The sequence below is a fragment of the Kosakonia radicincitans DSM 16656 genome, assembly GCF_000280495.2.
Taxonomy (GTDB): domain Bacteria; phylum Pseudomonadota; class Gammaproteobacteria; order Enterobacterales; family Enterobacteriaceae; genus Kosakonia; species Kosakonia radicincitans.
In genome coordinates, this window is record NZ_CP018016.1 from 3542484 (window position 1) to 3563255 (window position 20772).

General features: G+C 51.5%; 21 protein-coding genes. 13 read left to right on the forward strand and 8 right to left on the reverse strand.

The window, feature by feature from the left end; genetic code table 11:
• Window positions 1-985: 985 nt before the first annotated feature.
• The 7 genes from ecpA (at window position 986) to Y71_RS17165 (ending at window position 8802) form a co-directional block, all read left to right on the forward strand.
• The gene (gene ecpA / locus Y71_RS17135; protein WP_007374308.1) at window positions 986-1561 is read left to right on the forward strand and encodes a common pilus major fimbrillin subunit EcpA; all 576 of its coding nucleotides are present in this window, start codon (window positions 986-988) and stop codon (window positions 1559-1561) included.
• 56 nt (window positions 1562-1617) lie between these two features.
• Window positions 1618-2286 (forward strand): EcpB family pilus assembly chaperone, encoded by a 669-nt coding sequence (locus Y71_RS17140; protein WP_035886230.1) that lies wholly within the window; start codon window positions 1618-1620, stop codon window positions 2284-2286.
• A 36-nt stretch (window positions 2287-2322) separates the two neighbouring features.
• Window positions 2323-4830: a fimbrial biogenesis outer membrane usher protein gene (locus tag Y71_RS17145; protein WP_035943594.1), complete on the forward strand. Its 2508-nt coding sequence runs from the start codon at window positions 2323-2325 to the stop codon at window positions 4828-4830.
• The gene (ecpD, locus tag Y71_RS17150; protein ID WP_007374304.1) at window positions 4820-6463 is read left to right on the forward strand and encodes a fimbrial adhesin EcpD; all 1644 of its coding nucleotides are present in this window, start codon (window positions 4820-4822) and stop codon (window positions 6461-6463) included. Before Y71_RS17145 ends, ecpD begins: the two co-directional genes overlap by 11 nt.
• The gene (locus Y71_RS17155; RefSeq protein ID WP_007374303.1) at window positions 6453-7133 is read left to right on the forward strand and encodes a fimbria/pilus periplasmic chaperone; all 681 of its coding nucleotides are present in this window, start codon (window positions 6453-6455) and stop codon (window positions 7131-7133) included. Before ecpD ends, Y71_RS17155 begins: the two co-directional genes overlap by 11 nt.
• A 294-nt stretch (window positions 7134-7427) precedes the next feature.
• The gene (locus Y71_RS17160) at window positions 7428-8327 is read left to right on the forward strand and encodes a winged helix-turn-helix domain-containing protein (RefSeq protein WP_007374302.1); all 900 of its coding nucleotides are present in this window, start codon (window positions 7428-7430) and stop codon (window positions 8325-8327) included.
• On the forward strand, window positions 8320-8802 hold the full coding sequence (locus tag Y71_RS17165) for a YqeJ family protein (protein WP_007374301.1): 483 nt from the start codon (window positions 8320-8322) through the stop codon (window positions 8800-8802). Before Y71_RS17160 ends, Y71_RS17165 begins: the two co-directional genes overlap by 8 nt.
• Window positions 8803-8857: 55 nt before the next feature.
• Here Y71_RS17165 and hpxK read toward each other — a convergent pair whose 3' ends face one another.
• The 7 genes from hpxK to hpxU all read right to left on the reverse strand — a co-directional run bounded on the left by hpxK (window position 8858) and on the right by hpxU (window position 15237).
• On the reverse strand, window positions 8858-10105 hold the full coding sequence (hpxK, locus tag Y71_RS17170; RefSeq protein ID WP_007374300.1) for an allantoate amidohydrolase: 1248 nt from the start codon (window positions 10103-10105) through the stop codon (window positions 8858-8860).
• Window positions 10105-11343 carry a pyridoxal-phosphate-dependent aminotransferase family protein gene (locus Y71_RS17175; protein WP_007374299.1) on the reverse strand — a complete coding sequence of 413 codons (1239 nt, stop codon included), beginning with the start codon at window positions 11341-11343 and terminating at the stop codon, window positions 10105-10107. The genes hpxK and Y71_RS17175 overlap by 1 nt, the downstream gene beginning before the upstream one ends.
• Window positions 11344-11358: 15 nt before the next feature.
• The gene (locus tag Y71_RS17180; protein WP_007374298.1) at window positions 11359-12096 is read right to left on the reverse strand and encodes an amino acid ABC transporter ATP-binding protein; all 738 of its coding nucleotides are present in this window, start codon (window positions 12094-12096) and stop codon (window positions 11359-11361) included.
• Window positions 12077-12733 carry an amino acid ABC transporter permease gene (locus Y71_RS17185; protein WP_007374297.1) on the reverse strand — a complete coding sequence of 219 codons (657 nt, stop codon included), beginning with the start codon at window positions 12731-12733 and terminating at the stop codon, window positions 12077-12079. The genes Y71_RS17180 and Y71_RS17185 overlap by 20 nt, the downstream gene beginning before the upstream one ends.
• On the reverse strand, window positions 12733-13398 hold the full coding sequence (locus Y71_RS17190; RefSeq protein WP_007374296.1) for an amino acid ABC transporter permease: 666 nt from the start codon (window positions 13396-13398) through the stop codon (window positions 12733-12735). Before Y71_RS17190 ends, Y71_RS17185 begins: the two co-directional genes overlap by 1 nt.
• Before the next feature lie 9 nt (window positions 13399-13407).
• Window positions 13408-14193 (reverse strand): transporter substrate-binding domain-containing protein, encoded by a 786-nt coding sequence (locus Y71_RS17195; protein WP_007374295.1) that lies wholly within the window; start codon window positions 14191-14193, stop codon window positions 13408-13410.
• 204 nt (window positions 14194-14397) lie between these two features.
• On the reverse strand, window positions 14398-15237 hold the full coding sequence (gene hpxU, locus Y71_RS17200; RefSeq protein ID WP_007374294.1) for a MurR/RpiR family transcriptional regulator HpxU: 840 nt from the start codon (window positions 15235-15237) through the stop codon (window positions 14398-14400).
• A 165-nt stretch (window positions 15238-15402) separates the two neighbouring features.
• Here hpxU and hpxW point away from each other — a divergent pair, with 165 nt between their 5' ends.
• The 6 genes from hpxW to Y71_RS17230 all read left to right on the forward strand — a co-directional run bounded on the left by hpxW (window position 15403) and on the right by Y71_RS17230 (window position 19737).
• A complete protein-coding gene (gene hpxW / locus Y71_RS17205; protein WP_007374293.1) occupies window positions 15403-16986 on the forward strand; it encodes an oxamate amidohydrolase in 1584 nt (527 codons plus the stop codon).
• Window positions 16987-16996: 10 nt separating this feature from the next.
• Entirely contained in the window at window positions 16997-17185 is a 189-nt protein-coding gene (hpxX, locus tag Y71_RS17210; protein ID WP_007374292.1) for an oxalurate catabolism protein HpxX, read from the forward strand.
• On the forward strand, window positions 17182-18579 hold the full coding sequence (locus Y71_RS17215) for an AtzE family amidohydrolase (RefSeq protein ID WP_007374291.1): 1398 nt from the start codon (window positions 17182-17184) through the stop codon (window positions 18577-18579). The genes hpxX and Y71_RS17215 overlap by 4 nt, the downstream gene beginning before the upstream one ends.
• Window positions 18576-18962 (forward strand): oxalurate catabolism protein HpxZ, encoded by a 387-nt coding sequence (hpxZ, locus tag Y71_RS17220; protein WP_035886240.1) that lies wholly within the window; start codon window positions 18576-18578, stop codon window positions 18960-18962. Before Y71_RS17215 ends, hpxZ begins: the two co-directional genes overlap by 4 nt.
• A 110-nt stretch (window positions 18963-19072) precedes the next feature.
• Entirely contained in the window at window positions 19073-19375 is a 303-nt protein-coding gene (locus tag Y71_RS17225) for a type II toxin-antitoxin system HigB family toxin (protein WP_007374289.1), read from the forward strand.
• A gap of 2 nt (window positions 19376-19377) precedes the next feature.
• The gene (locus tag Y71_RS17230; protein WP_007374288.1) at window positions 19378-19737 is read left to right on the forward strand and encodes a helix-turn-helix domain-containing protein; all 360 of its coding nucleotides are present in this window, start codon (window positions 19378-19380) and stop codon (window positions 19735-19737) included.
• A 93-nt stretch (window positions 19738-19830) separates the two neighbouring features.
• On the opposite strand, the gene puuE is transcribed toward Y71_RS17230, so the two are convergent.
• The gene (gene puuE / locus Y71_RS17235) at window positions 19831-20763 is read right to left on the reverse strand and encodes an allantoinase PuuE (protein WP_007374287.1); all 933 of its coding nucleotides are present in this window, start codon (window positions 20761-20763) and stop codon (window positions 19831-19833) included.
• Window positions 20764-20772 lie beyond the last annotated feature (9 nt).

Consider the following 20772-nt stretch of genomic DNA (forward strand, 5'->3'; position numbering starts at 1 on the left):
TTAGCACTACTGCATTGACCATTATACATACTTCAAAGTGCAGCTTTGAGCGTGGAGCTATATCAGCAATAAATAGTTTTATCTTTTATTTCGTTCATAAAGAACCGGACGCGTGATAAACCGAAAACATGTCCGAATATATTTATTATTCTCCCCGACAAAATAAAGACAAGTGAACTAGTCTTAAACATTCCTTCAATGTAATTATGTTGGCACATACCACTTCAAATAAACATATTAGTTAATCAGTAAGATATCGTTCCTGACAGCATCTGTGCCAGCTTAAGATCTTATTCACTCTAAACACCCCGCATACTCTTTGCCTGTTATTCACCCTTCCCATACGTTAAAGAAAGTTATCACTTTCAATAATTGAATCCGGACATGATAATTTTCACCCTCTCCATATAATTTATTACGCAATGAAATATAAAAACCATGAAACATTCTCATTACCTCTAACTCCCAACACCATTGTTTAACTCCAAAAAAATCACTATAGCCACCCTACTATTTATAAAATATATAGCTGCATATGACATATTTACACCAGCCGCAGACAAATTACTCACTGGTCTTATCTTCTCTACCATCATAAAACACAAACAACAATTTTATATAAGGTTTAGCTGTGATAAAAACATGTTAATAAAATCAATTTTTCATTGAAAAACAACAAAAAATGATACTTTCCAAAATTAACAACCAGCCAACATTTATTATTTAATCACATCCTAAAAACTTTTCCTTTTCTAATGAAATTTTATAAGACAATAATGACTTCACGAAATCGAGTGGCGCACAAAAAACTTTCTCTTTTCAGGTTTAAAGCATCATTAATTCTGAATGTCGAACAATAATTATTATACATGCATCACTTGGATTCTTCGTTAATACAGAACTCGCATATGCAATATTGATGGATATAACCATTGATACATAGCGATTAAATAACAAATTGATATATAAATAACTGAGGTATTTTATGAAACGCAATGTAATTGCACTTGCTTTACTGGCTTCCTTTGCAGCTGGCTCCGTGCAGGCCGCCCAGATGGGTCAATCTATCGCTACCTGGTCTGCTACGGCGAAAAAAGATACGACCAGCTCGCTGGTTGTCACTCCACTCGGCAGCCTGACCTTTCAGTACGCTGATGGCGTTAAAGGTTTTAACACGCAAAAAGGTCTCTTTGATGTCGCTATTGAAGGCGATTCAACCGCTACCGCATTCAAACTGTCCTCTCGCCTGATCAGCAATACGCTGACTCAGCTTGATGGCTCCGGCTCCACGCTGAATGTTGCCGTGCATTACATGGGCGAAGAAGTTAAACAAAACGCGGACACTATTATGGTGGATACCACCAGTAATAAAAATGGTGGCCTGAGCATTCTTGCCACCGACTTCAGCAAGACGGGTCGTGTAACCGCGCAAGACGCATTCACCTTCTCTATCGCCAACGGTACGACGGATGGTACGACTGCCGCTACTGATATGAGCCAACTGCCAGAAGGGATCTGGAGCGGCGATATCAGCGTTCAGTTCGACGCTACCTGGAGCTAATTCTTTTCCAGCAGGGGCGTAATAACGCCCCTGTTCAACTCTTTGGCGATATATCTATGAAAAATACGATTCTGGCGACTCTATTATTTGTAAGTGGCGCGGCACCAGTATATGCGCTCGATGTTGGTGACATATCTTCATTTATGTACAGCGATGCGACTATTATTAATAAAACGATAAAAAACCCAACCACCACCGGACGGCTGGTGAATATTCGCATCGAAAGAATTAATTCGCCACAGAGTGACGGTAAAACAATACCCATGGAAAGTAAGGATGAATTGTTACTCTCACCAGGAAGCCTGCTGCTTCCGGCTGAAAGTAATGAAACGATTCGTTTTTACTATAATGGCCCGCAGGACGACAAAGAAAGATATTATCGCATTATTTGGTTTGACCAGGCGCTCAGTAATGCATCAAAAAATAACGCAACTCGTTATGCTGTTGCAACCGCATCCGCTCGTATTAGTACAATACTTGTCGTCGCCCCGCGAAAAATAAAATACGACTACCAATATTCAAAGGGTGTAATGAAAAACACTGGCAATGCCACGTTACGCCTCATTGCTTATGGCCCTTGTAAAAAAACATCTGAGAAAAAAGAGTGCAAAGAAAATTATTACTTAATGCCCGGCAAAACGCGAAGTTTCTCTCTGGTGGATATCGAGAATAAGAAAGCGCGACTCGCTTTCTGGCAAGCGGACAATTTCATTCCGGTCAAATAGTATTTTCACTAACGAGCCGTTATTGTGGATAAGAAGATTTTACAAACTATCATCACGTGTACTGTGGTTCTGTTTACTGATGTAAACGACGCTGTTGCAAAACCATCGTTGTATCAACAAATCAATGGGGTGATGATTCCTGACGCCTTCAATAACGCATTACGTGATGGGATGAGTATACCTCTGTATATTCATTTGAATAATACAGAGGAAAAAACAGACGATCAGCGTATTGGGCTTGCCGCAATTTGGCTTGATGAAAACTCGCTCAAAATACGGCAAGTCCAGCTTGAAGAACAGGATGGCAATGCTTCTATAAATGAGCAAACACGTGAAAAATTAACTTCGTTAATTAATACCAGTTTTAATAGCAACCTGGCTATTCCGCTGACAAATGATGCATCATTACGTTTAAATTTCCAGCAATTAGTACTGCAACTTGTCGTTAATAAAGAAGCACTGGGTACGTTACTGCATGACAGTAGTCAAAATATTGGCGCATCCAGTGCTGAAAACATCAGTGGTACGCTGAATTATGATCTCGGTGTTTATCACAACCAAATGCGCGGTGGTGATAACAATACCTCAAGCTATCTCTCTTTAGCGAGTGCTACAGCATTACGTGAGCACCATTTATTAGTAGATAGCTCTATTTACGGCCTGGGCTCTGCTAATCAACAAACCGAAATTTATAAGGCCATGTACGAACGTGATTTCTCTGGTTATCGATTTGCCGGGGGAATGCTGGATGTATGGAATTTACAATCTCTCGGGCCGGTCACAGCGATCTCATCCGGTAAAATTTACGGCATGTCATGGGGAAACCAGGCAAATTCAATCAAATTTGATCATTCGTATTCCATCACGCCGCTCATTGCTTTTCTGCCTGCTGCAGGTGAGGTTCATGTTTACCGAAATAACAAGTTACTAAGCGTACAGAACTTCAATATGGGTAGCCATGAAGTGGATACTCGCGATCTGCCGTACGGTATTTATGACGTAAAGGTCGATGTTATCGTCAATGGCAAAGTTACGAGCAGCAACATTCAAAATGTGAATAAATTGCTCACCGGAATCCGTACGGCCGATATGCCCTTAAGCTGGCAGATCTGGGGTGGCAGCATGTATATGGACGACTGGGTTCATGAAAACGGAAACATTCAGCAGGCGAAAAATACAATACTGACGGGGGTTTCTGCGTCCGGTGGTCTTCACACAATAAACTGGATGGCGTCGGGATATCACTATAATAACGTCGCAGTGGCTGAAGGCAATTTTTCCTGGCCAGTTGCGGACGTGCTCCAGTTGGGTATGCAAAACATGTTTGCTACCGATGGATCATGGAGCTTTATTAGTAATATAAATGCAACGCTTCCTGGTGGATTTAGTAATGTGTGGTTAAGCCGGGAAAAAACGGTGATTGGCCGTACCCTGCGTCGTAACAGTACGGACAATACCGCAGTAGGTTTATCCCTGAATATGAATACGCTGTGGTCAAAGTTAGGTACACTGTCGGCAAGCTACAACAGTAATAATCAGTACAACACGCATAATTACACTGTTGATTACAGCCAGTCACTGTATAGCGGCCGTTTTGGTTCACTTGGGCTGCGAGGCGGGATACAACAATATTCTTACGGAAGTCACTCCGGCGCCAACAATACGCAAAAATTTATCGCGCTCGATTTTTCACTGCCGTTAGGCAACTGGATCCAGACCGGTATGACGCATCAGAGTGGGTATACTACGGCGAATATTTCGGCGCAAAAACAGTTCGACGAGGGCATTATTCGTACTGCTGGAGCAGATGTTTCACGCGCCATTTCCGGCGACATCGGTAATAATAAAACGTTAAGTGGTGGAGCATGGACACGCTATGAAACACGCTACTCCTCCGGAACACTCAACCTTAATAGTAGTGCTGATGGTTATCTTAATTCGAATATGACCTCGATAGGCAGTTTCGGCTGGCAGGCCGAGGATATTGGTGCCAGCGGTAACAATGAGGGTAATGCAGGCGTTATTTTCCACACCGATGTTGGGAATGACGGAAAATTGACCGCACAGATTAATGGCCGTGCTTTTCCAATGACCGGGAAATATAATTACCTGCCATTAGAACCTTATAATAAATATGACATTGAAATTATTAACAGTAAAAACTCATTAGATAGCTACGACATTTCCCGCGGCAAAAAAAGTCATCTGACACTATACCCGGGCAATGTCGTGGTCATTAAACCAGAAATTAAACAAATGGTTACCGTATTTGGCAGAATTCGTGCCGAAGACGGCACACTGCTGGCCAATGCGCGCATAAATAACCATATTGGTCGTGCACGGACTGATAACAATGGTGAATTTGTCATGGATATTGATAAAAAATTCCCGGTTATTGATTTTAATTACGGCAATGATGAAAGCTGCGAGGCGGCACTGGATCTTAGCCAGGCGCGCGGCGCGGTATGGGTCGGCGATATTACATGCCAGGGTCTGAAAAGCTTTGCCAGCCTGATGCCGACAGGAGAACACAATGAAAGTTAATCTTTCACGCCTTTTATTTTTGATTATTTTTTATGCTATCGCCTCTCCCGCTAACGCGGCGGTGACAAAAATAAGTTACGCCGATGCCCCAACACGTAATTTTATTTTCGTCGAAAACGATACCGATGATAACTATTTTGTTACACCAGCTGGCGTGCGGGATCCGCGAATGACTGGTTCAAACCGTTGGACGGGTCTGAAATATAACGGTTCGGGTTCCATGTATCAAACCAGCCTCGGTTATATTGATAATGGCTATAACACAATAATCGGTGATGAATATCAATTCGATATGTGGCTGACGAATGCCCCCGCCTCCAACCTGCTTGTCGGTATGCGTTGTATCAACTGGTACAGCGGCTGCGATATGGCAACCTCTCTACTTCCGGCGACGTATACGGATAGTCAGGGTTTCTATGGCGTGGACGTAACGTCAGGCGGTACAAAATGGGCGCACGGAATGATGTCAGATCAGTTTTATCATTATTTGAACAATTTTCCCGTCGGCCAGACATTCTCAATGACCATAAATACATGCCGGACCGAGGACTCCTATGATCCCAGAATGGGCCAGCGCTGTCGCGATATGCCCAGCGGTACCTGGTATGAGCGTACTGTGTCCCATACCAAAGCTGCACATTTCAAATTCTTCAGTACCAATTCGATATCAGAGATCTTCTTTAATACCGACGGAACGCCAACAATAGGTGAAGGCAATGCAGATTGCCGGATGCAGGTGATCGGGAGTGTTTCAGGCATTGCCTGCAAGGTTGTTACTTACACGTTAAATCATAATGGTATTAGCGACACCGATGTGCGTTTTTTCCCGGCAATATCCCATGCCGGGCTGGAATCAGCCATCAGAGCAGCGGATATGCAATTCAGCCTTGATGGCGCAAGCTGGCAAACAGTATCAGGCATAACGCATTACTACACGTTTAATGCGATGAAAGGACATAACTCAATTTATGTCTTTTTCTCAAATAATTTTTTTAAGGAGATGATTAATCAAGGCGTTAACGGTGGCAACTTACGTGATTTAGTGACTTTCCGTTTAAGAAACCTCACCGCACCGGAATCGGGCTGGTATGAGTTTTCAACCTCCGCACAACTTATCTTTAAACCGACGAATTTTAGCATCAGTATTATCCCGGCCGATTTTATAGCTAATCCCAGCAGGTCCGGAACCGTTGGCTCAGGTAATCCCGATCTCGATTTTGATTATCTTGTTACCACAAATGGAAAAACGGCTGCGGATATGGTCTTAGTTAGTGTCAGCGGCCCGACACAAACTATAAATGGCCGCCCCTGGTGTATATTCAGTTCAAAAGATGGCAAAACGCAGGTGCCCTTCCCTGGTATCGTGAGTTTTGCCACCTCCAGCGGAAATCGCGAAGTGGTCGATGTGGGCTGCGACGGGCAGTGGCGTGACATGACCAATGCATTATGGGCATCGACCCCCCTGGCGCTGGCAAACGGCGAAACCGGTGTAACAAGAAAATCAACTGTCCGCTTTTCCATCCCTATGAACGATCCACAATCATTGAAAACCCTCAATAATGCTAGCTGGTATGGAGATGTCAGCGCTTCGGGGAAAGTTACCGTAATGGCGATGTGGCAAAATGCAAGGTAAATTCATTCACTCTCTTTTCGTTCTGCTGATGCTACTACTGGCACCAGCAGGTTGCCTGGCTATTTCGGTTGGCGACATGACGTTTTCCATGCCAGCAGAAAAAAGTATGGTTGCCAAATATGTGATGAACAATAGTAAGGGAGCGCGCCTTTACCGCGTGAATATCCGATCTATTGACAGACCCGGAGAGCAGGAAGTCTCCTCACGCGCTGCTGATGGAGAATTGTTGTTCACACCGCGACAGATACTACTTCAACCTGGGGAAAATCATTTTTTCAAATTCTTTTATCATGGCCCGACTGATGATAAAGAGCGTTACTATCGCGTCTCTTTTGCGGAGATACCGCCACAGAATCGTACCACGCGTCATTCATCTCAAAGTACTGTCGGCATGATGCCCGTTATCGTAATGGACACTATTCTTGTTGTCCGGCCGCGTGATACCCATTTCAAATGGGAGTTTGAGCGTCAACAAGGGGTATTCAAAAACAGTGGAAATACCTGGTTTAAGCTAATAACTAAACCCCGCTGCGATTCAACAGAAGAGGATGGCAAAGCCTGGTATATGCGTCCTGGTGATATCATTCATCAGCCAGTGCTTAGAACTTCTGCGCAAATATTTATCACCTACAATGATAAATTCATAAAGATAATAAGCATGTGCAATTAATGCCTCTCTTAAATTCCGCGTCCACCCTTAATTAATTCTTAATAAGGCATTTAAGATATACAAAAAGACAATAAATCGAGCGCGACGAGCCACTAATAAATTGTGTAACCCTCTGAAAAACTAGTTTCATTAACTATAAACTATTCAGAGCTTCAATTAATTAAAAATCGGCAGCTGAATTACATATAAAAATCATGGAAAACAAGTCAATGGTATGGTCAAATATTTAAATGAGATTCACACAGATAAACCTGTCATTAAAGGGACACATCCAATGGCTGTGTTGTAGCGTATATGCACTGGATTATTAACGATAACATTGAATTCAGACCGGAACTGAAAAAGCTTATTTCGGTGAGCAACCCTGAAATAAACGTCACACTGACAGCCCCCGCCAGTCGTTGTTTGTTGCTTCTGCTTGAGGCTTCACCTGAAATTGTTCTCCAGCAAGATTTCTTCAAAAAAGTGTGGGAAGAAGAAGGCATGCTGGTTCCAACAAATACGTTATATCAAAATATCTCGATCGTGCGTCGCGGGTTGCGGGCAGTTGGCGAAACGGATAGCCGATTGATTGCAACCATTCCCAGAAAAGGTTTTCAAATTGACGACAGTGTGAAAATCAAAAGGCAGGACAAATCTAACGCAGCGGTTACATCTGAAACCGACATTACCAGCGTCGATATTCCCGCAGACGCAAAATATGAAGATCCTGTTATTACCCACGGGAACGCCGCGAACCAGTCGACATGGTCAGCGCTAAACCCGCATATCAATGAGTATGAACAGAATCCGCTGTCAACGCCGGGAACTGCAAGCAAACCCGCGCGATTCGCTGGCTGGCGTTTATCCGCAGTGATTATATTAGCCGCTTTTGCCACGGGTTTGCTGATAATTGCGTACTCTTTACCATTCGGTAAGACACCTGTTTTCTTTGATAACTATAACTTTGTTGAAAATGACAATGGCTGTCAGATTTATATTAAAGATGATACGCATGATAGCAGAGATTATTATCAGAGATATAAAAATTTGATTAAGAATACCGGACTGAACTGTAAGATTTATCCCTGGATCTATTTTCCAGTATCAGCAACATCACCAACACTTACTGCATTAGCCTGTAAGAGAGACTTTAAAAACTCCGCTTCACCGGGTTGTATTTCACTCTATTTCAGAGGAGTACAGAGTGAATAGCAAGAAAACAATTCTATTCAGCTTTATATTTTTAATCGCTGGCGTAGTCGCAGGTTATCTTTATTATCTGTTCGTCGCATCATCTGGCTATACGGAAACATGCTCAGCCTCAGTGATTGTTTATAACAAAAACATACAGGCTAATTTCACTCTCGACTTTATGTATAACAGAGAGGCTAAACGCGGTGTTATATCCGTAAGCGGCGGTTATATGGAGGACAACAAACCGACAGAAACGATCAGGCGAGATGTATCTTATACATGGACTGAAAACCGTCACTCCTATCATTTTACGTCAACCATGGTGAATAAAGTGGACAGTATCGAAACTGCCACTGATGAAGTTATCGCAACCGTGCTGCCAGATTTTTATGTCTACCCCAATAAAGAGATAAACTATTCCATTCGCCCACAGGGCAAAAATGGTTTTTTGTTTGTCATTGGCAAACGTCCGCTGTTTTTATGCGCTCGCTGAGGTGATAGCACAGGGAGACGTATCGTCTCCCTGCCGGGCACTCCATTAACACCTATTATGCCGCTTCCGCCAGCGCTCTTACCGCTCGCCCAAACGCCTCGATGGCCAGTGCAACATCTTCCACCTGTACCGATTCCGCCGGATGGTGGCTAATCCCGCCTTTGCAGCGCACAAACAGCATACCAACCGGCCAGCGTTCCGCCATGGCGATGGCATCATGCCCTGCGCCGCTCGGTAACGACAGCGTCTCACCCTGTACAACCTGCACCGCATCGGCAAGCAACGTTTGCAGCTTTTGATCACAGGGCGTAGCGGCAATACGGTAAAACTCCTCGGCGCTGAATTGCAGATGGCGGCGCGCCGCAATGACCTGCGCCATCGCCAGCAATTCATTGAGTAACGCATCAAGTGGCGCATCCTGCGGGCCACGGATATCAAGCGATAGCGACACCTCGCCGGGGATGACATTCACCGCGCCAGGCAGAACCCGCATATTCCCTACGGTAGCCACCAGATTACCGCCCTGTTGTTGCGTGGTGCTCTCAACGGCGACCATCCATTCGGCCGCCGCGGCCAACGCATCTTTCCGGTGACTCATCGGCACCGTGCCAGCATGTCCGGCTTCGCCGGTAAAGCGGCAATTTAGCCTGCGCGCGCCATTGATCGCCTCGACCACGCCCAGCGCCAGCCCAGCCTGTTCCAGGCACGGCCCCTGTTCAATATGCAATTCGAGATAGTTACTGAAGGCCGCCGCATCGCGCGCCGCCTGCGGGATCCTTTGCGGATCCAGCCCGGCATCCACCATCGCCTGCGCCACGCTAATCCCCCCGGCATCAGTTTGCGTAAGCCAGTGTGCTGGCCAGCTTCCGGTCAACCCGCGGCTTCCCAGCAAAGTGATACCAAAACGCGTTCCCTCTTCATCACAAAAACCGACAATCTCGATCGCCTGCGCCAGACGTAATCCCTGCTGATGCAGGCTCTGTACTACTTCGATGGCCGTCAGCACTCCGAGCATCCCGTCATAACGCCCGGCGTTACGCACAGTATCAAGATGCGAACCAAGCAACACTGCAGGAGCGCCTTCCTGTGCCGCCTCATAGCGACCACAAATATTGCCCACGCTGTCCTGCCAGACGAGCATTCCCGCCTGGCGCATCCACTCCGCAACCCGCTGGTTGGCCTGTAAATGCTGTGTGGAAAGATAAACACGGGTCAGCGCATCCGGTGTTTCACTGATTGCTGCCAGTTCATCAGCGCGGGACATCACACGTGCTGCCGCCTCCAGGCGTGTCGGTTGAATCATCACACGTCCTCGCTGAGATAGTGATCCCACGCGGCCTGCATCGCCGCCCCTTGCGTGGTGGCGAATTTCAGATAATTCAGCACCGACTCCAGTGCGCTCAGGGTATTCATCACACAGGCTTTACGCGCGTTATAGCCCATGGTGCCAATACGCCACACTTTGCCGTGCAGCGGGCCGAAAGAAGTCCCGATTTCAATGCCGAAATCCTCCAGCATCAATTTGCGCACCTGGTCACCGTTCACACCCTGCGGAATGACGACGCCCAGCACGTTGTTCATTTTGTGTTGCAAATCGCCATAGGCCTCCAGCCCCATTGCCTGAATCCCTTTCAGCAACGCATCGCCATGCAGCTTATGGCGCGCAATGCCATTATCGAGCCCCTCTTGCAGGATCAGGCGTGCGCATTCACGCGCGCCGAATAGCGCGGTAGTCGCTTCAGTGTGGTGATTCAGTCGCTCCGGCCCCCAGTAATCCATTACCATGCCGAGATCGAAATAGTTGGAGTAAACCATCTCATCCACACCGTCGAGATGCGCATCGGTGCGAATGCCCTCTTCAACACATTTACGCCGGCGGATCACCTCTTCCATACGGCTGCTCAGGGTAATGGGCGACGTACCGGACGGCCCACCTAAGCACTTCTGCATCCCCGCAGAGACGGCATCCAGTTGCCAGGCATCGGTTTCCAGCGCGTTACCGCCGAGTGAAGCGGTGGCATCGGTGTAAAACAGCACATCGTAGCGACGACAAATAGCACCCAGTTCCGCCAGCGGTTGCAGCATGGTGGTTGACGTATCGCCCTGCACCGTTAACAGCAGGCGCGGACGCACGCGCTTAATGGCATCTTCAATCTGATCCGGCGTGAAAACCTCGCCCCACGGTACTTCAATCGTATGCACTTCGGCGCGACAGCGACGGGCGATTTCACACAGCAGATGACCAAAGCGGCCAAACACCGGTACCAGCACTTTATCGCCCGGCCGGATTGCGGAAATGAGGATCGCCTCAATCCCGGCGCGCGACGTGCCGTCAATCAGCATCGTCCAGCGGTTTTCCGTGCGAAACACGCCGCGATAAAGCGCCATCACTTCATTCATATAGTGGGTCATCGCCGGATCGTACTGGCCGATCAGTTGGCTCGACATGGCGCGCAGCACGCGCGGGTCAGCATTGATTGGCCCCGGCCCCATCAGCAGACGTTGCGGCGGATTGATTTGCGGAAATTGAGCGATATCCATCTGAAATTCCTTACGTTAATTAAGACCGCGCACGGAAGAGATAAACTGCTTCAGCTCGGTAGTCTGCGGGCTGGCAAACAGCGTTTTGCTGTCGCCCTGCTCCCACACCCGGCCCTGATGCATAAACACCACGCGGTCGCCCACTTCGCGGGCAAAATTCATTTCATGGGTGACGAGGATCAGCGTCATCCCTTCTGCGGCCAGTTGCTCCAGCACTTTCAGTACTTCGCCCACCAGTTCGGGATCGAGCGCGGAGGTTATCTCGTCACAAAGTAAAACTTTCGGCGACATTGCCAGCGCACGGGCGATCGCCACGCGTTGCTGCTGGCCACCGGAGAGATTCGCCGGGTAGTAATCGAGGCGATCGCCAAGCCCCACTTTCTCCAGCATCCGTTGCGCCAGTTCGCGGCACTCGGCGGCGCTTTTTTTCAGCACCCGGCGCGGCGCCAGCATGACGTTCTCCAGCGCGGTCATATGCGGAAACAGATTAAAGCTCTGGAATACCATTCCGATGGAGCGGCTGATCTCCCGCGCCTGTGAATCACGATTGGTAATGGTCACACCGCCCAGCTTAATGCTCCCTTCCTGGTAGCCTTCGAGGCCGTTAATGCAGCGCAGCAGCGTGCTTTTACCCGATCCGCTACGGCCGATAATCGAGATCACCTCGCCCATATCGATGTCCAGATCGACACCCTTCAGCACGTGGTTGTCGCCGTAGTACTTCTGTACCTGATTAATGGTGATGAGAGGCATTGAATTTATTCTCCAGGTAACGGCTGTAGCGGGACAGCGGATAGCACAAAATGAAGTAGCCCAGCGCCACCAGCGCAAAGACTTTAAACGGCTGATAAGTGACGTTGGTCAGCATCGTGCCGGCCTTGGTCAATTCAACAAAACCGATGATTGACGAAAGCGCGGTGCCTTTTATCACCTGCACGGCAAAACCGACCGTTGGCGCAATGGCGATGCGCAATGCCTGCGGCGCCACTACGCGGAATAATGTCTGACCAAAGCTCAACCCCAGGCAGCGCGAGGCTTCCCACTGCCCTTTCGGCAGTGCGCGAATGCTGCCATAGCCGATATCGAGTAAAAACGCGCTGGTGTAGAACGTCAGCGCCAGCGAAGCAGCCGTCCAGGGCGACACATCGATGCCGAAGAGCGCCACACCGAAAAAGGCGAGGAACAACTGCATCAACAGCGGCGTGCCCTGAAACAGTTCGATATAGGCGCGGATCAGGCGTTTCACCTGACGTCCACCAGTGAGTCGCAGCAGCAACAACGGCAGCGTTACCAGCGCACCGCCCATAAACGCCACCAGCGACAACAACACCGTCCAGCGCCCGGCCAGCAACAGGTTGCGGATAATGTCCCAGTCGGTAAATGTGGTCATCATGCCTGTACCCCCAACCATTTCCGTCCCGCCGCCATCATCAACTGACGCATGGCAATCGAGAGCAGCAGATAAATGCCGGTGGTCACCAGATAGACCTCAAAGCTGAGGAATGTCCGCGACTGAATCAGGTTGGCGGCGAAGGTCAGCTCTTCATAAGAGACCTGCGACACCACGGACGATCCCAGCATGACAATAATGCACTGGCTGACCAGCGCCGGATAAATGCGCTGCAACGCAGGGGGAAGCACCACGCGGATAAACGTCTGGCTTCGGCTTAACCCCAGCACGCGCCCGGCTTCCCATTGCCCTTTTGGCGTCACCTGGATCCCGGCACGCACGATCTCCGTGCTATAAGCGCCCAAGTTGACGATCATTGCCAACAGCGCCGCTTCGCCTGCCGTCATCTTGAAACCAATATTCGGCAGACCAAAAACGATAAAAAAGAGCTGCACCACAAACGGCGTGTTACGGATCAGCTCTACATAACCGCCCCAGATCCGGCTGAACCATGTCGGTCGACCGCTACGAATAGCCGCACCGAAAATGCCAATCGCCAGGCCACCCACCGTCGCCATGATCGTCAACTGCACGGTGACCCACATCCCCGCCAGCAACTCCGGCCAGTGCGGCCAGAGTGCAGAAAAATGAAGTTGTTCCGTCATTCACACGCCTTATGCGCCAAGGTTTGCCGGCAGCGGCGCTTTCAGCCACTGCTCAGAGAGGCTGTTCAGCGTACCGTCCTTAATCCCTTGCTCAATCAGCGCATTCACCTTCTCTTTCAGCGCCGGTTCGTCCTTTTTCAGGCCGATAAAGCACGGAGAATCTTTCAGCATAAAGCTCGGCACCGGAGCTTTATCCGCGTTCTGTCGTGCAATTGCCGCCACGACAAGGTTACCGGTCGCGACATACTGCACCTGCCCGGAGAGATACGCCGAGAGCGTGGTGTTGTTATCTTCATAACGTTTCACATCGGCATCTTTCGGTGCGACGCTGGTTAATACCATGTCCTCAACCGCGCCGCGCGTTACCCCGATGCTTTTGCCGCTCAGCGCCGCAGCATCTTTCAGTTCCGCCCCTTTCGGCCCGAACACGCCGAGGAAGAACGGCGCATAGGCGCGGCTGAAATCAATCACCTTTTCGCGCTCGGCATTCTTACCGAGGCTGGAGATCACCAAATCCACTTTATCGGTTTGCAAATAAGGCACGCGGTTAGCGCTGGTGACCGGCACCAGTTGCAGCTTGAGTTTCATCTGTTTGGCGAGATAACGTGCCATATCGATGTCATAGCCCTGCGGTTGCAGATCGGTGCCTACCGAGCCAAACGGCGGGAAATCCTGCGGGACAGCAATGCGGATCACGCCGCGCTTTTCAATATCCTGTAATTGGTCAGCCTGCGCAGCCGCAGCATAGGTGAACAGACAAGCGGCCCCGGCCAGTGCGATCAAAAGTTTTCTCATGGTGATTACCCGTTACGTTAACATGAAACAAAAGATTCCTTAAATGTATATCTGCAACTAATGTGCCAGCGATGCACAATAAAAATGCCGATGGTGAAATCGGCATTTATCGCAGAGAAAACAAAGAAAAGACGCCTGAAGCCGGAACGTTTTGCGGTAATCAAATGCACCAAAATAATGCAAAATCACCACACTGGTGCCCCATTATCGCTGTTCCAGTTCATCCAGCTTCTGATACAGCGTGGCAATGTCATGAATACGCGGGCGTCCCTTATCGAGAATTTCATGCAAAAACGCATTCGCCAGCAAGTTGATCAAACTATTGACCGATGAATAGCTGTCATAGGCCGAAACGCTGTCCAACGGTGCGCACAGGTGCCAGCTCGCCAGCGGGAAAAGGTTGTGCGCCTGCGGCTCGCACAGCAACAGCAGCGGAATGTTCGCGTTCTGTAGCTGCTGCATCAGCGGGCGGATAATGCGTGGGCGACGGCGAAACGCGACCATCACCACCAGATCGTCCGGCGTTAAATCCACCAGTTCCTCACCCAGGCTCTGCCCCGGCTGCGGCAGTACCTGCACTTGTCCGCGCGCCTGCAATAACTGCTGGCGCAGGTGCAGCGCCACCGGCCAGGAGTTACGCATACCAATAATAATGATGCGTTGCGCCTTCACTATCGCCTCCAGCGCGCCGGCAAACTGCTGTGTATCCAGCGCATTAACCCACTGCGTCAGGTTCGCCATCTCCTGCTTATAGTGGCGCGCCAGCAGCGTATTGCCCTGTACCGCATCGCGGTTATCCGTCAGCGGCATCCCGCTTTGTCGCAGCGTACGCAGTTCATCGCGCATCTCTTTGTATTTCTCATACCCCAGACGCTTGAACAGGCGGCTGACGGTAGCCTTCGACACCCCGCTGAGCTGCGCCAGCTCAGCACTGTTATAGCTTATGAGGTCATCAAAGTGATCGAAGATAAAATCGGCCACCCGCTGCTCCTGGGGCGATAACGAGGCATATTGCCCTTTCAGACGTTCATCAAGCTGTTCCATAAGACCTCTGTAACTTTCGTTTCATCGCACTATACCGATTTCCCCTTTCACAATGCATGCCAGCCCGGCAAAAAAATGACACTTACCCTCTCTGTGAAACTTTTTATTCAGAAATGGAACGGCTTTTGCAACTTCAGGCTACTTTTCGGCTTACGAGGACAGCGAATGCAAAGTAATGTCTCCACCCACGGGATGGCGGTCGCCCCCCATCATCTGGCCAGCCAAAGTGCGCTGTCTGTCCTGCGCGAAGGCGGCAGCGCCATCGAGGCGATGGTTGCCGCTGCGGCGACGATTGCGGTGGTTTATCCCCATATGAACAGCCTCGGCGGCGACGGTTTCTGGCTGATTGTGCCGCCGGAAGGCAAACCGATTGCCATCGACGCCAGCGGCGCTGCCGGTTCGCTGGCGACGCTGGCGGCCTACAGCGATCTGGCGACGATTCCGCATCGCGGCCCGCGCGCCGCGCTCACTGTTGCGGGCACCGTCAGCGGCTGGGATGAAGCGTTGAAGGTCTCGCTCGAAATAACCGGCAAAGCGTTGCCGCTGCCGCGTCTGCTGGCGGATGCGATAGATTACGCCCAACACGGCACGCCGGTGACACTTTCCCAGGCCACCGCCACTGCGGATAAACTGGCCGAGCTGCGCGATCTGCCTGGCTTTGCCGACACCTATCTGCACAACGGCCAGCCGCCAAAAGCGGGCAGCCGTTTCCGTCAACCGGCGCTCGCCGCCACGCTGCAACACCTTGCTGAAGAGGGGCTGGAGAGTTTTTATCGCGGCCCGCTGGCCGGGAGGCTGGCGCGCGGCATGGCGCAATATGGCCTGCCGGTGACGCTGGAAGATCTCCAGCAGCATCACGCGCGCCGCACCACGCCGCTGCACTTGCAGCATTCGCAGGGTGATGTATGGAACCTTGCGCCGCCGACGCAAGGGCTGGTTTCACTGGCGATCCTCGGTATTACCGACCGTCTGGCGATGGAAAACGCGGATGATGCCGCCACCGTTCACCGCATTGTAGAGGCCACCAAACTGGCCTTCGGCCTGCGTGATGCCCACATCACCGATCCGCGCCACCTGAAAACCGACATACAAAGCCTGCTGGCCGCAAGCGAACTTCAGGCGCTGGCTAACCGTGTGGATGAAAAGCAGGCCGCGCCCTGGGGCGCAGGCAAAGGGCCGGGTGATACCGTCTGGATGGGCGTTATGGATAACAGCGGCCTCGCCGTGTCATTTATTCAGAGCATTTATCATGAGTTTGGCAGCGGCGTGGTACTGCCTGATACGGGCATCGTCTGGCAAAACCGTGGCGCGTCGTTCAGCCTCAACCCCGATCACCTGCTGGCGCTTGCTCCGGGCAAACAACCGTTTCATACCCTAAACCCGGCGGCAGCACGGCTACATGATGGCCGCGTGATGGTCTACGGCTCGATGGGTGGCGACGGGCAGCCGCAAACTCAGGCGGCGATTTTTACCCGTTACGTGATGCAAGGCGTACCGCTGCAAGAGTCAATCAGCCGCCCGCGCTGGCTGCTGGGGCGCACCTGGGGGCAAACCTCGGATTCACTGAAACTGGAAGGTCGCTTCTCGCCCGAGACCATCGCCCGCCTGCGCGCGTCAGGCCATGACGTTGACGTGCTGGCGGATTTCACCGAAGCGATGGGCCACGCAGGCGCGATTGTCCGCCATCCTGACGGCCTGTTTGAAGGGGCATTCGATCCCCGCAGTAACGGCTCCGCCGCCGGTTTTTGAGGAGAGAACCATGAACAATTCACAACCCGAATGGGACGTCTATCTGGACGCCATGATCCGCATTCATGGCGTGGAACTGACGGATGAGCGGCGCGCCGAGCTGCTGCTACAGTTTCGCCGCATTGCCGCGATGGCTGAACCGCTAATGGCGCTGCCGCTGGACGATCGTCTGGAAATTGCCGGAGTGTACAAAGCATGAAGCTGCATGAGATGAGCATTGCCGACATCCGGCAATCACTGGCCGCAGGGGATTTGAGCGCGTGCGACATTGCCCGCCAGACGCTGGCGGCGATTGAGCAAATCAACCCACAGATCAACGCCTGGACGACGGTAACCGCAGCACGCATGCTCGACGAAGCGCAGCGCATCGATACCCTGCGGCAGAATGGCCAGCCGCTGCCGCCACTGGCAGGCATTCCTTACGCGGTGAAAAACCTGTTTGATGTCGCCGGGCACACCACGCTCGCAGGCGCGGAGTTATTCAGCCAGCGCCCCGCCGCCACAGAAGATAGCCGGGCCGTGCGTCAGTTACAGCAGGCTGGCGGGCTGCTGTCGGGCATGGTCAATATGGATGCTTACGCCTACGGTTTTACCACCGAAAACAGCCACTACGGCGCGACGCGCAACCCGCACGATTTAGCACGCATTGCCGGCGGTTCTTCCGGCGGTTCAGCGGCGGCAGTAGCTGCAGGGCTGGTGCATTTTTCGCTCGGCAGTGATACCAACGGCTCCATCCGCGTCCCCGCCTCGTTGTGCGGCATCTTCGGGCTTAAACCGACATTTGGTCGTCTGTCGCGTGCCGGAACGCACCCGTTTGTCGCCAGCCTCGACCATATTGGGCCCTTCGCCCGCCGGGTGAGCGATCTGGCCGCGGTTTATGACGCCTTACAGGGGTGCGATCCGCAGGATGCCTTTCAGGCACAAACCGCCAGTGAAGCGACACAACCGCTGCTGTCACGCGGGATGGAAGGGTTACGCTGTGCGGTGCTGGGCGGTTATTTCACTACCTGGTGCGACGACGATGCCAGAGCCGCACTCAACCGTGTAGCGCACGCTCTCGATGCGCGCGAAGACGTGTTCTTTCCTGAAGCGGAACTCTCGCGTTCGGCGGCGTTCATTATCAGCGCCTCGGAAGGCGGTAATCAGTATCTGCCCGCGCTGCGCCGCGAACCACAGCGTTTTGAACCACACTCGCGCGAACGTCTGCTGGCGGGCGCGATGATCCCGGCGGCGTGGTATTTACAGGCGCAGCGTTTTCGCCGCCACGCGCAGCAGGAAAGCCGCGCGCTGTTTGCCCATGCGGATGTGCTGATCGCCCCGGCCACACCGCGCAGTGCCACGCTAATCGGCGAACAGACGATGGAGATAAACGGCCAGCCGCTGCCAATTCGCGCCAGCATGGGTATGCTGACGCAGCCGATTTCGTTTTTAGGCCTGCCGGTTGTGACCGTTCCGCTGCGCACCGCGTCCGGCAAGCCGATTGGCCTGCAACTGATTGCTGCGCCGTTTAACGAACAAGCCTGCCTGCGCGCCGCGCGTGTGCTGGAAGAACAGGGCATCACCGATGCCCGCCCTGCGGAGATAACACTATGATGCATCAGGACGACATTAACCGCCCGTGGGTACTGGCGGAGGTCACAGCCGCGTTTTACCGCTATGAAGACGCGCTGGTCAGCAACGATATTGCGGTGCTTGATGAGCTGTTCTGGCACGATGCCAGCACCGTGCGTCTCGGCGCAGGCGAGAATCTCTATGGCATTGAGGAGATCCGCGCCTTTCGCGCCGCGCGCCCGGCCGCCGGATTGCAGCGCGAGTTGCGCCATACGGTAATTACCACTTTCGGCGAGGATTACGCCGTGTGCAGCACCGAATTCACTCGTGAAGGCAGCGATCGCATTGGTCGCCAGCAGCAGAGCTGGGTGCGCTTCCCCTACGGCTGGCGCATCGTTGCCGCCCAGGTCAGTTTGATGAGTTAACAAAAACGCCCGGATTACGCGTTCCGGGCTATATTCAACCTTAGTGAAGAATTATCCCATTTTGGGACTTAGCGCTTCCCATAGTCCCGTAATGGGACTATCCTGTCCGCATGAAGATCATCTCCGTGAAAACATTAAGGGACTTCTGGGCGGAGAATCCCGACGCTGAGCAACCGCTAAAAGCCTGGGTCGATGAAGTAACCAAAGCAGATTGGAAAACCCTGGCAGAGATAAAAGGACCATACCGCAGCGCCAGCATTTTGAAAGAGAGGCGAGTGGTGTTCAACATTAAGGGAAATCACTATCGATTAATTGTGGCGATTGCTTACCAGCGCGGATGGGTATTCGTGAAGTTTATTGGGACGCATAGCCACTACGACACTATCGACGCCGAAACCGTTGAACTGGAGTAAAAATGAACATTAAACCGATCAGAACTGAAGAGGACTATGAAGCCGCTCTCCGGGCTGTTGAGCCAATGTTCGACAATGAACCGGAACTGGACACGCCGGAAGGTGATTATTTCGAAGTGATGTGCTTACTGATTGAAGAGTACGAAAAGAAACATTACCCCATTGATCCCCCCTCACCCATTGAGGCCATCAAATTTCGTATGGAGCAACTGGGGCTGAGCGTGAAAGATCTGGAGCCTGCTATCGGCAAGTCCAATCGTGTATACGAAATTCTTAACGGTACACGTAGCCTCACGCTACCGATGATTCGCCGCCTTCACACCCAATTTGGTATCCCATTAGAAAGCCTGATTGGCGTTTGATAGAACCCCATCTTAGTGCGAAATACGGCGGCATAAGAAATCTCTTTTCTTGCCGCAGCGTCAGTAAAAACGCCCGGATTTTCCGGGCGTTTTTTATTGTGCGTAGGGATGAACCTGCCGCCAGTGATCGGCAATTTGCTGGCGGGTACAGACCCAGACGCGATCGTGCTGCTGGAGATAATCAAGAAAGCGTTGCAGCGCGCGAAAACGGCCAGGACGCCCCAACAGGCGGCAGTGCATGCCGATGGACATCATCTTCGGCGCACTTTCACCCTCGGCGTAGAGCACATCAAAGCTGTCTTTCAGATAGGTGTAAAATTGCTCGGCGGTATTAAAACCCTGAGCGGTAGCAAAGCGCATATCGTTGGCATCCAGCGTGTACGGCACAATCAGGTGAGGTTTGCGCGTGCCGTCGCGACAAGTAACTTCGCTCCAGAACGGAAGATCGTCGCCATAGTAATCGCTGTCGTAATCGAACCCGCCATGCTCGACCACCAGTTGTCGAGTATTGGGGCTGTCGCGCCCGGTGTACCAGCCAGTGGGCGCTTTACCAAACAGCTCGCGCAGCACCTGCACCGCTTTTTGCAGGTGTTCACGCTCTTCATTGATATCCATATTCTGATAGTGGATCCAGCGCCAGCCGTGGCTAACCACGTCATAATTCGCCGCTTTAATGGCCGCAACGATCTCCGGCTGACGCGCCAGCGCCATCGCCACGCCAAACACCGTCAGCGGCAACCCGCGTTTGCTGAACTCCTGATGGATGCGCCAGAATCCGGCGCGGCTGCCATATTCATACAGTGAATCCATCGACATATGCCGATCCGGATAGCTGGCCGCGCCAATAATATCGGAGAGAAATTGCTCCGATCCGGCATCGCCATGCAGCACATGGTTCTCTGCGCCCTCTTCAAAATTCAGTACAAACTGCACGGCGATGCGCGCCTGCTGCGGCCACTGCGCGTGCGGGGGTTTCCCTGCGTAACCACGCAAATCGCGCGGATAGTTATCGTCGAAAAGTGCCATTCTCCCTCC

Coding starts and splice junctions, on each gene's coding strand:
- Y71_RS17195 (WP_007374295.1), bottom strand. CDS start 14,193: ATGAGAAAACTTTTGATCGCACTGGCCGGGGCCGCTTGTCTGTTCACC.
- puuE (WP_007374287.1), bottom strand. CDS start 20,763: ATGGCACTTTTCGACGATAACTATCCGCGCGATTTGCGTGGTTACGCA.
- Y71_RS17140 (WP_035886230.1), top strand. CDS start 1,618: ATGAAAAATACGATTCTGGCGACTCTATTATTTGTAAGTGGCGCGGCA.
- Y71_RS17155 (WP_007374303.1), top strand. CDS start 6,453: ATGCAAGGTAAATTCATTCACTCTCTTTTCGTTCTGCTGATGCTACTA.
- hpxZ (WP_035886240.1), top strand. CDS start 18,576: ATGATGCATCAGGACGACATTAACCGCCCGTGGGTACTGGCGGAGGTC.
- hpxK (WP_007374300.1), bottom strand. CDS start 10,105: ATGATTCAACCGACACGCCTGGAGGCGGCAGCACGTGTGATGTCCCGC.
- ecpA (WP_007374308.1), top strand. CDS start 986: ATGAAACGCAATGTAATTGCACTTGCTTTACTGGCTTCCTTTGCAGCT.
- Y71_RS17160 (WP_007374302.1), top strand. CDS start 7,428: ATGCACTGGATTATTAACGATAACATTGAATTCAGACCGGAACTGAAA.
- Y71_RS17180 (WP_007374298.1), bottom strand. CDS start 12,096: ATGCCTCTCATCACCATTAATCAGGTACAGAAGTACTACGGCGACAAC.
- hpxX (WP_007374292.1), top strand. CDS start 16,997: ATGAACAATTCACAACCCGAATGGGACGTCTATCTGGACGCCATGATC.
- Y71_RS17190 (WP_007374296.1), bottom strand. CDS start 13,398: ATGACGGAACAACTTCATTTTTCTGCACTCTGGCCGCACTGGCCGGAG.
- Y71_RS17175 (WP_007374299.1), bottom strand. CDS start 11,343: ATGGATATCGCTCAATTTCCGCAAATCAATCCGCCGCAACGTCTGCTG.
- hpxU (WP_007374294.1), bottom strand. CDS start 15,237: ATGGAACAGCTTGATGAACGTCTGAAAGGGCAATATGCCTCGTTATCG.
- Y71_RS17230 (WP_007374288.1), top strand. CDS start 19,378: ATGAACATTAAACCGATCAGAACTGAAGAGGACTATGAAGCCGCTCTC.
- Y71_RS17215 (WP_007374291.1), top strand. CDS start 17,182: ATGAAGCTGCATGAGATGAGCATTGCCGACATCCGGCAATCACTGGCC.
- Y71_RS17185 (WP_007374297.1), bottom strand. CDS start 12,733: ATGACCACATTTACCGACTGGGACATTATCCGCAACCTGTTGCTGGCC.
- hpxW (WP_007374293.1), top strand. CDS start 15,403: ATGCAAAGTAATGTCTCCACCCACGGGATGGCGGTCGCCCCCCATCAT.
- ecpD (WP_007374304.1), top strand. CDS start 4,820: ATGAAAGTTAATCTTTCACGCCTTTTATTTTTGATTATTTTTTATGCT.
- Y71_RS17225 (WP_007374289.1), top strand. CDS start 19,073: ATGAAGATCATCTCCGTGAAAACATTAAGGGACTTCTGGGCGGAGAAT.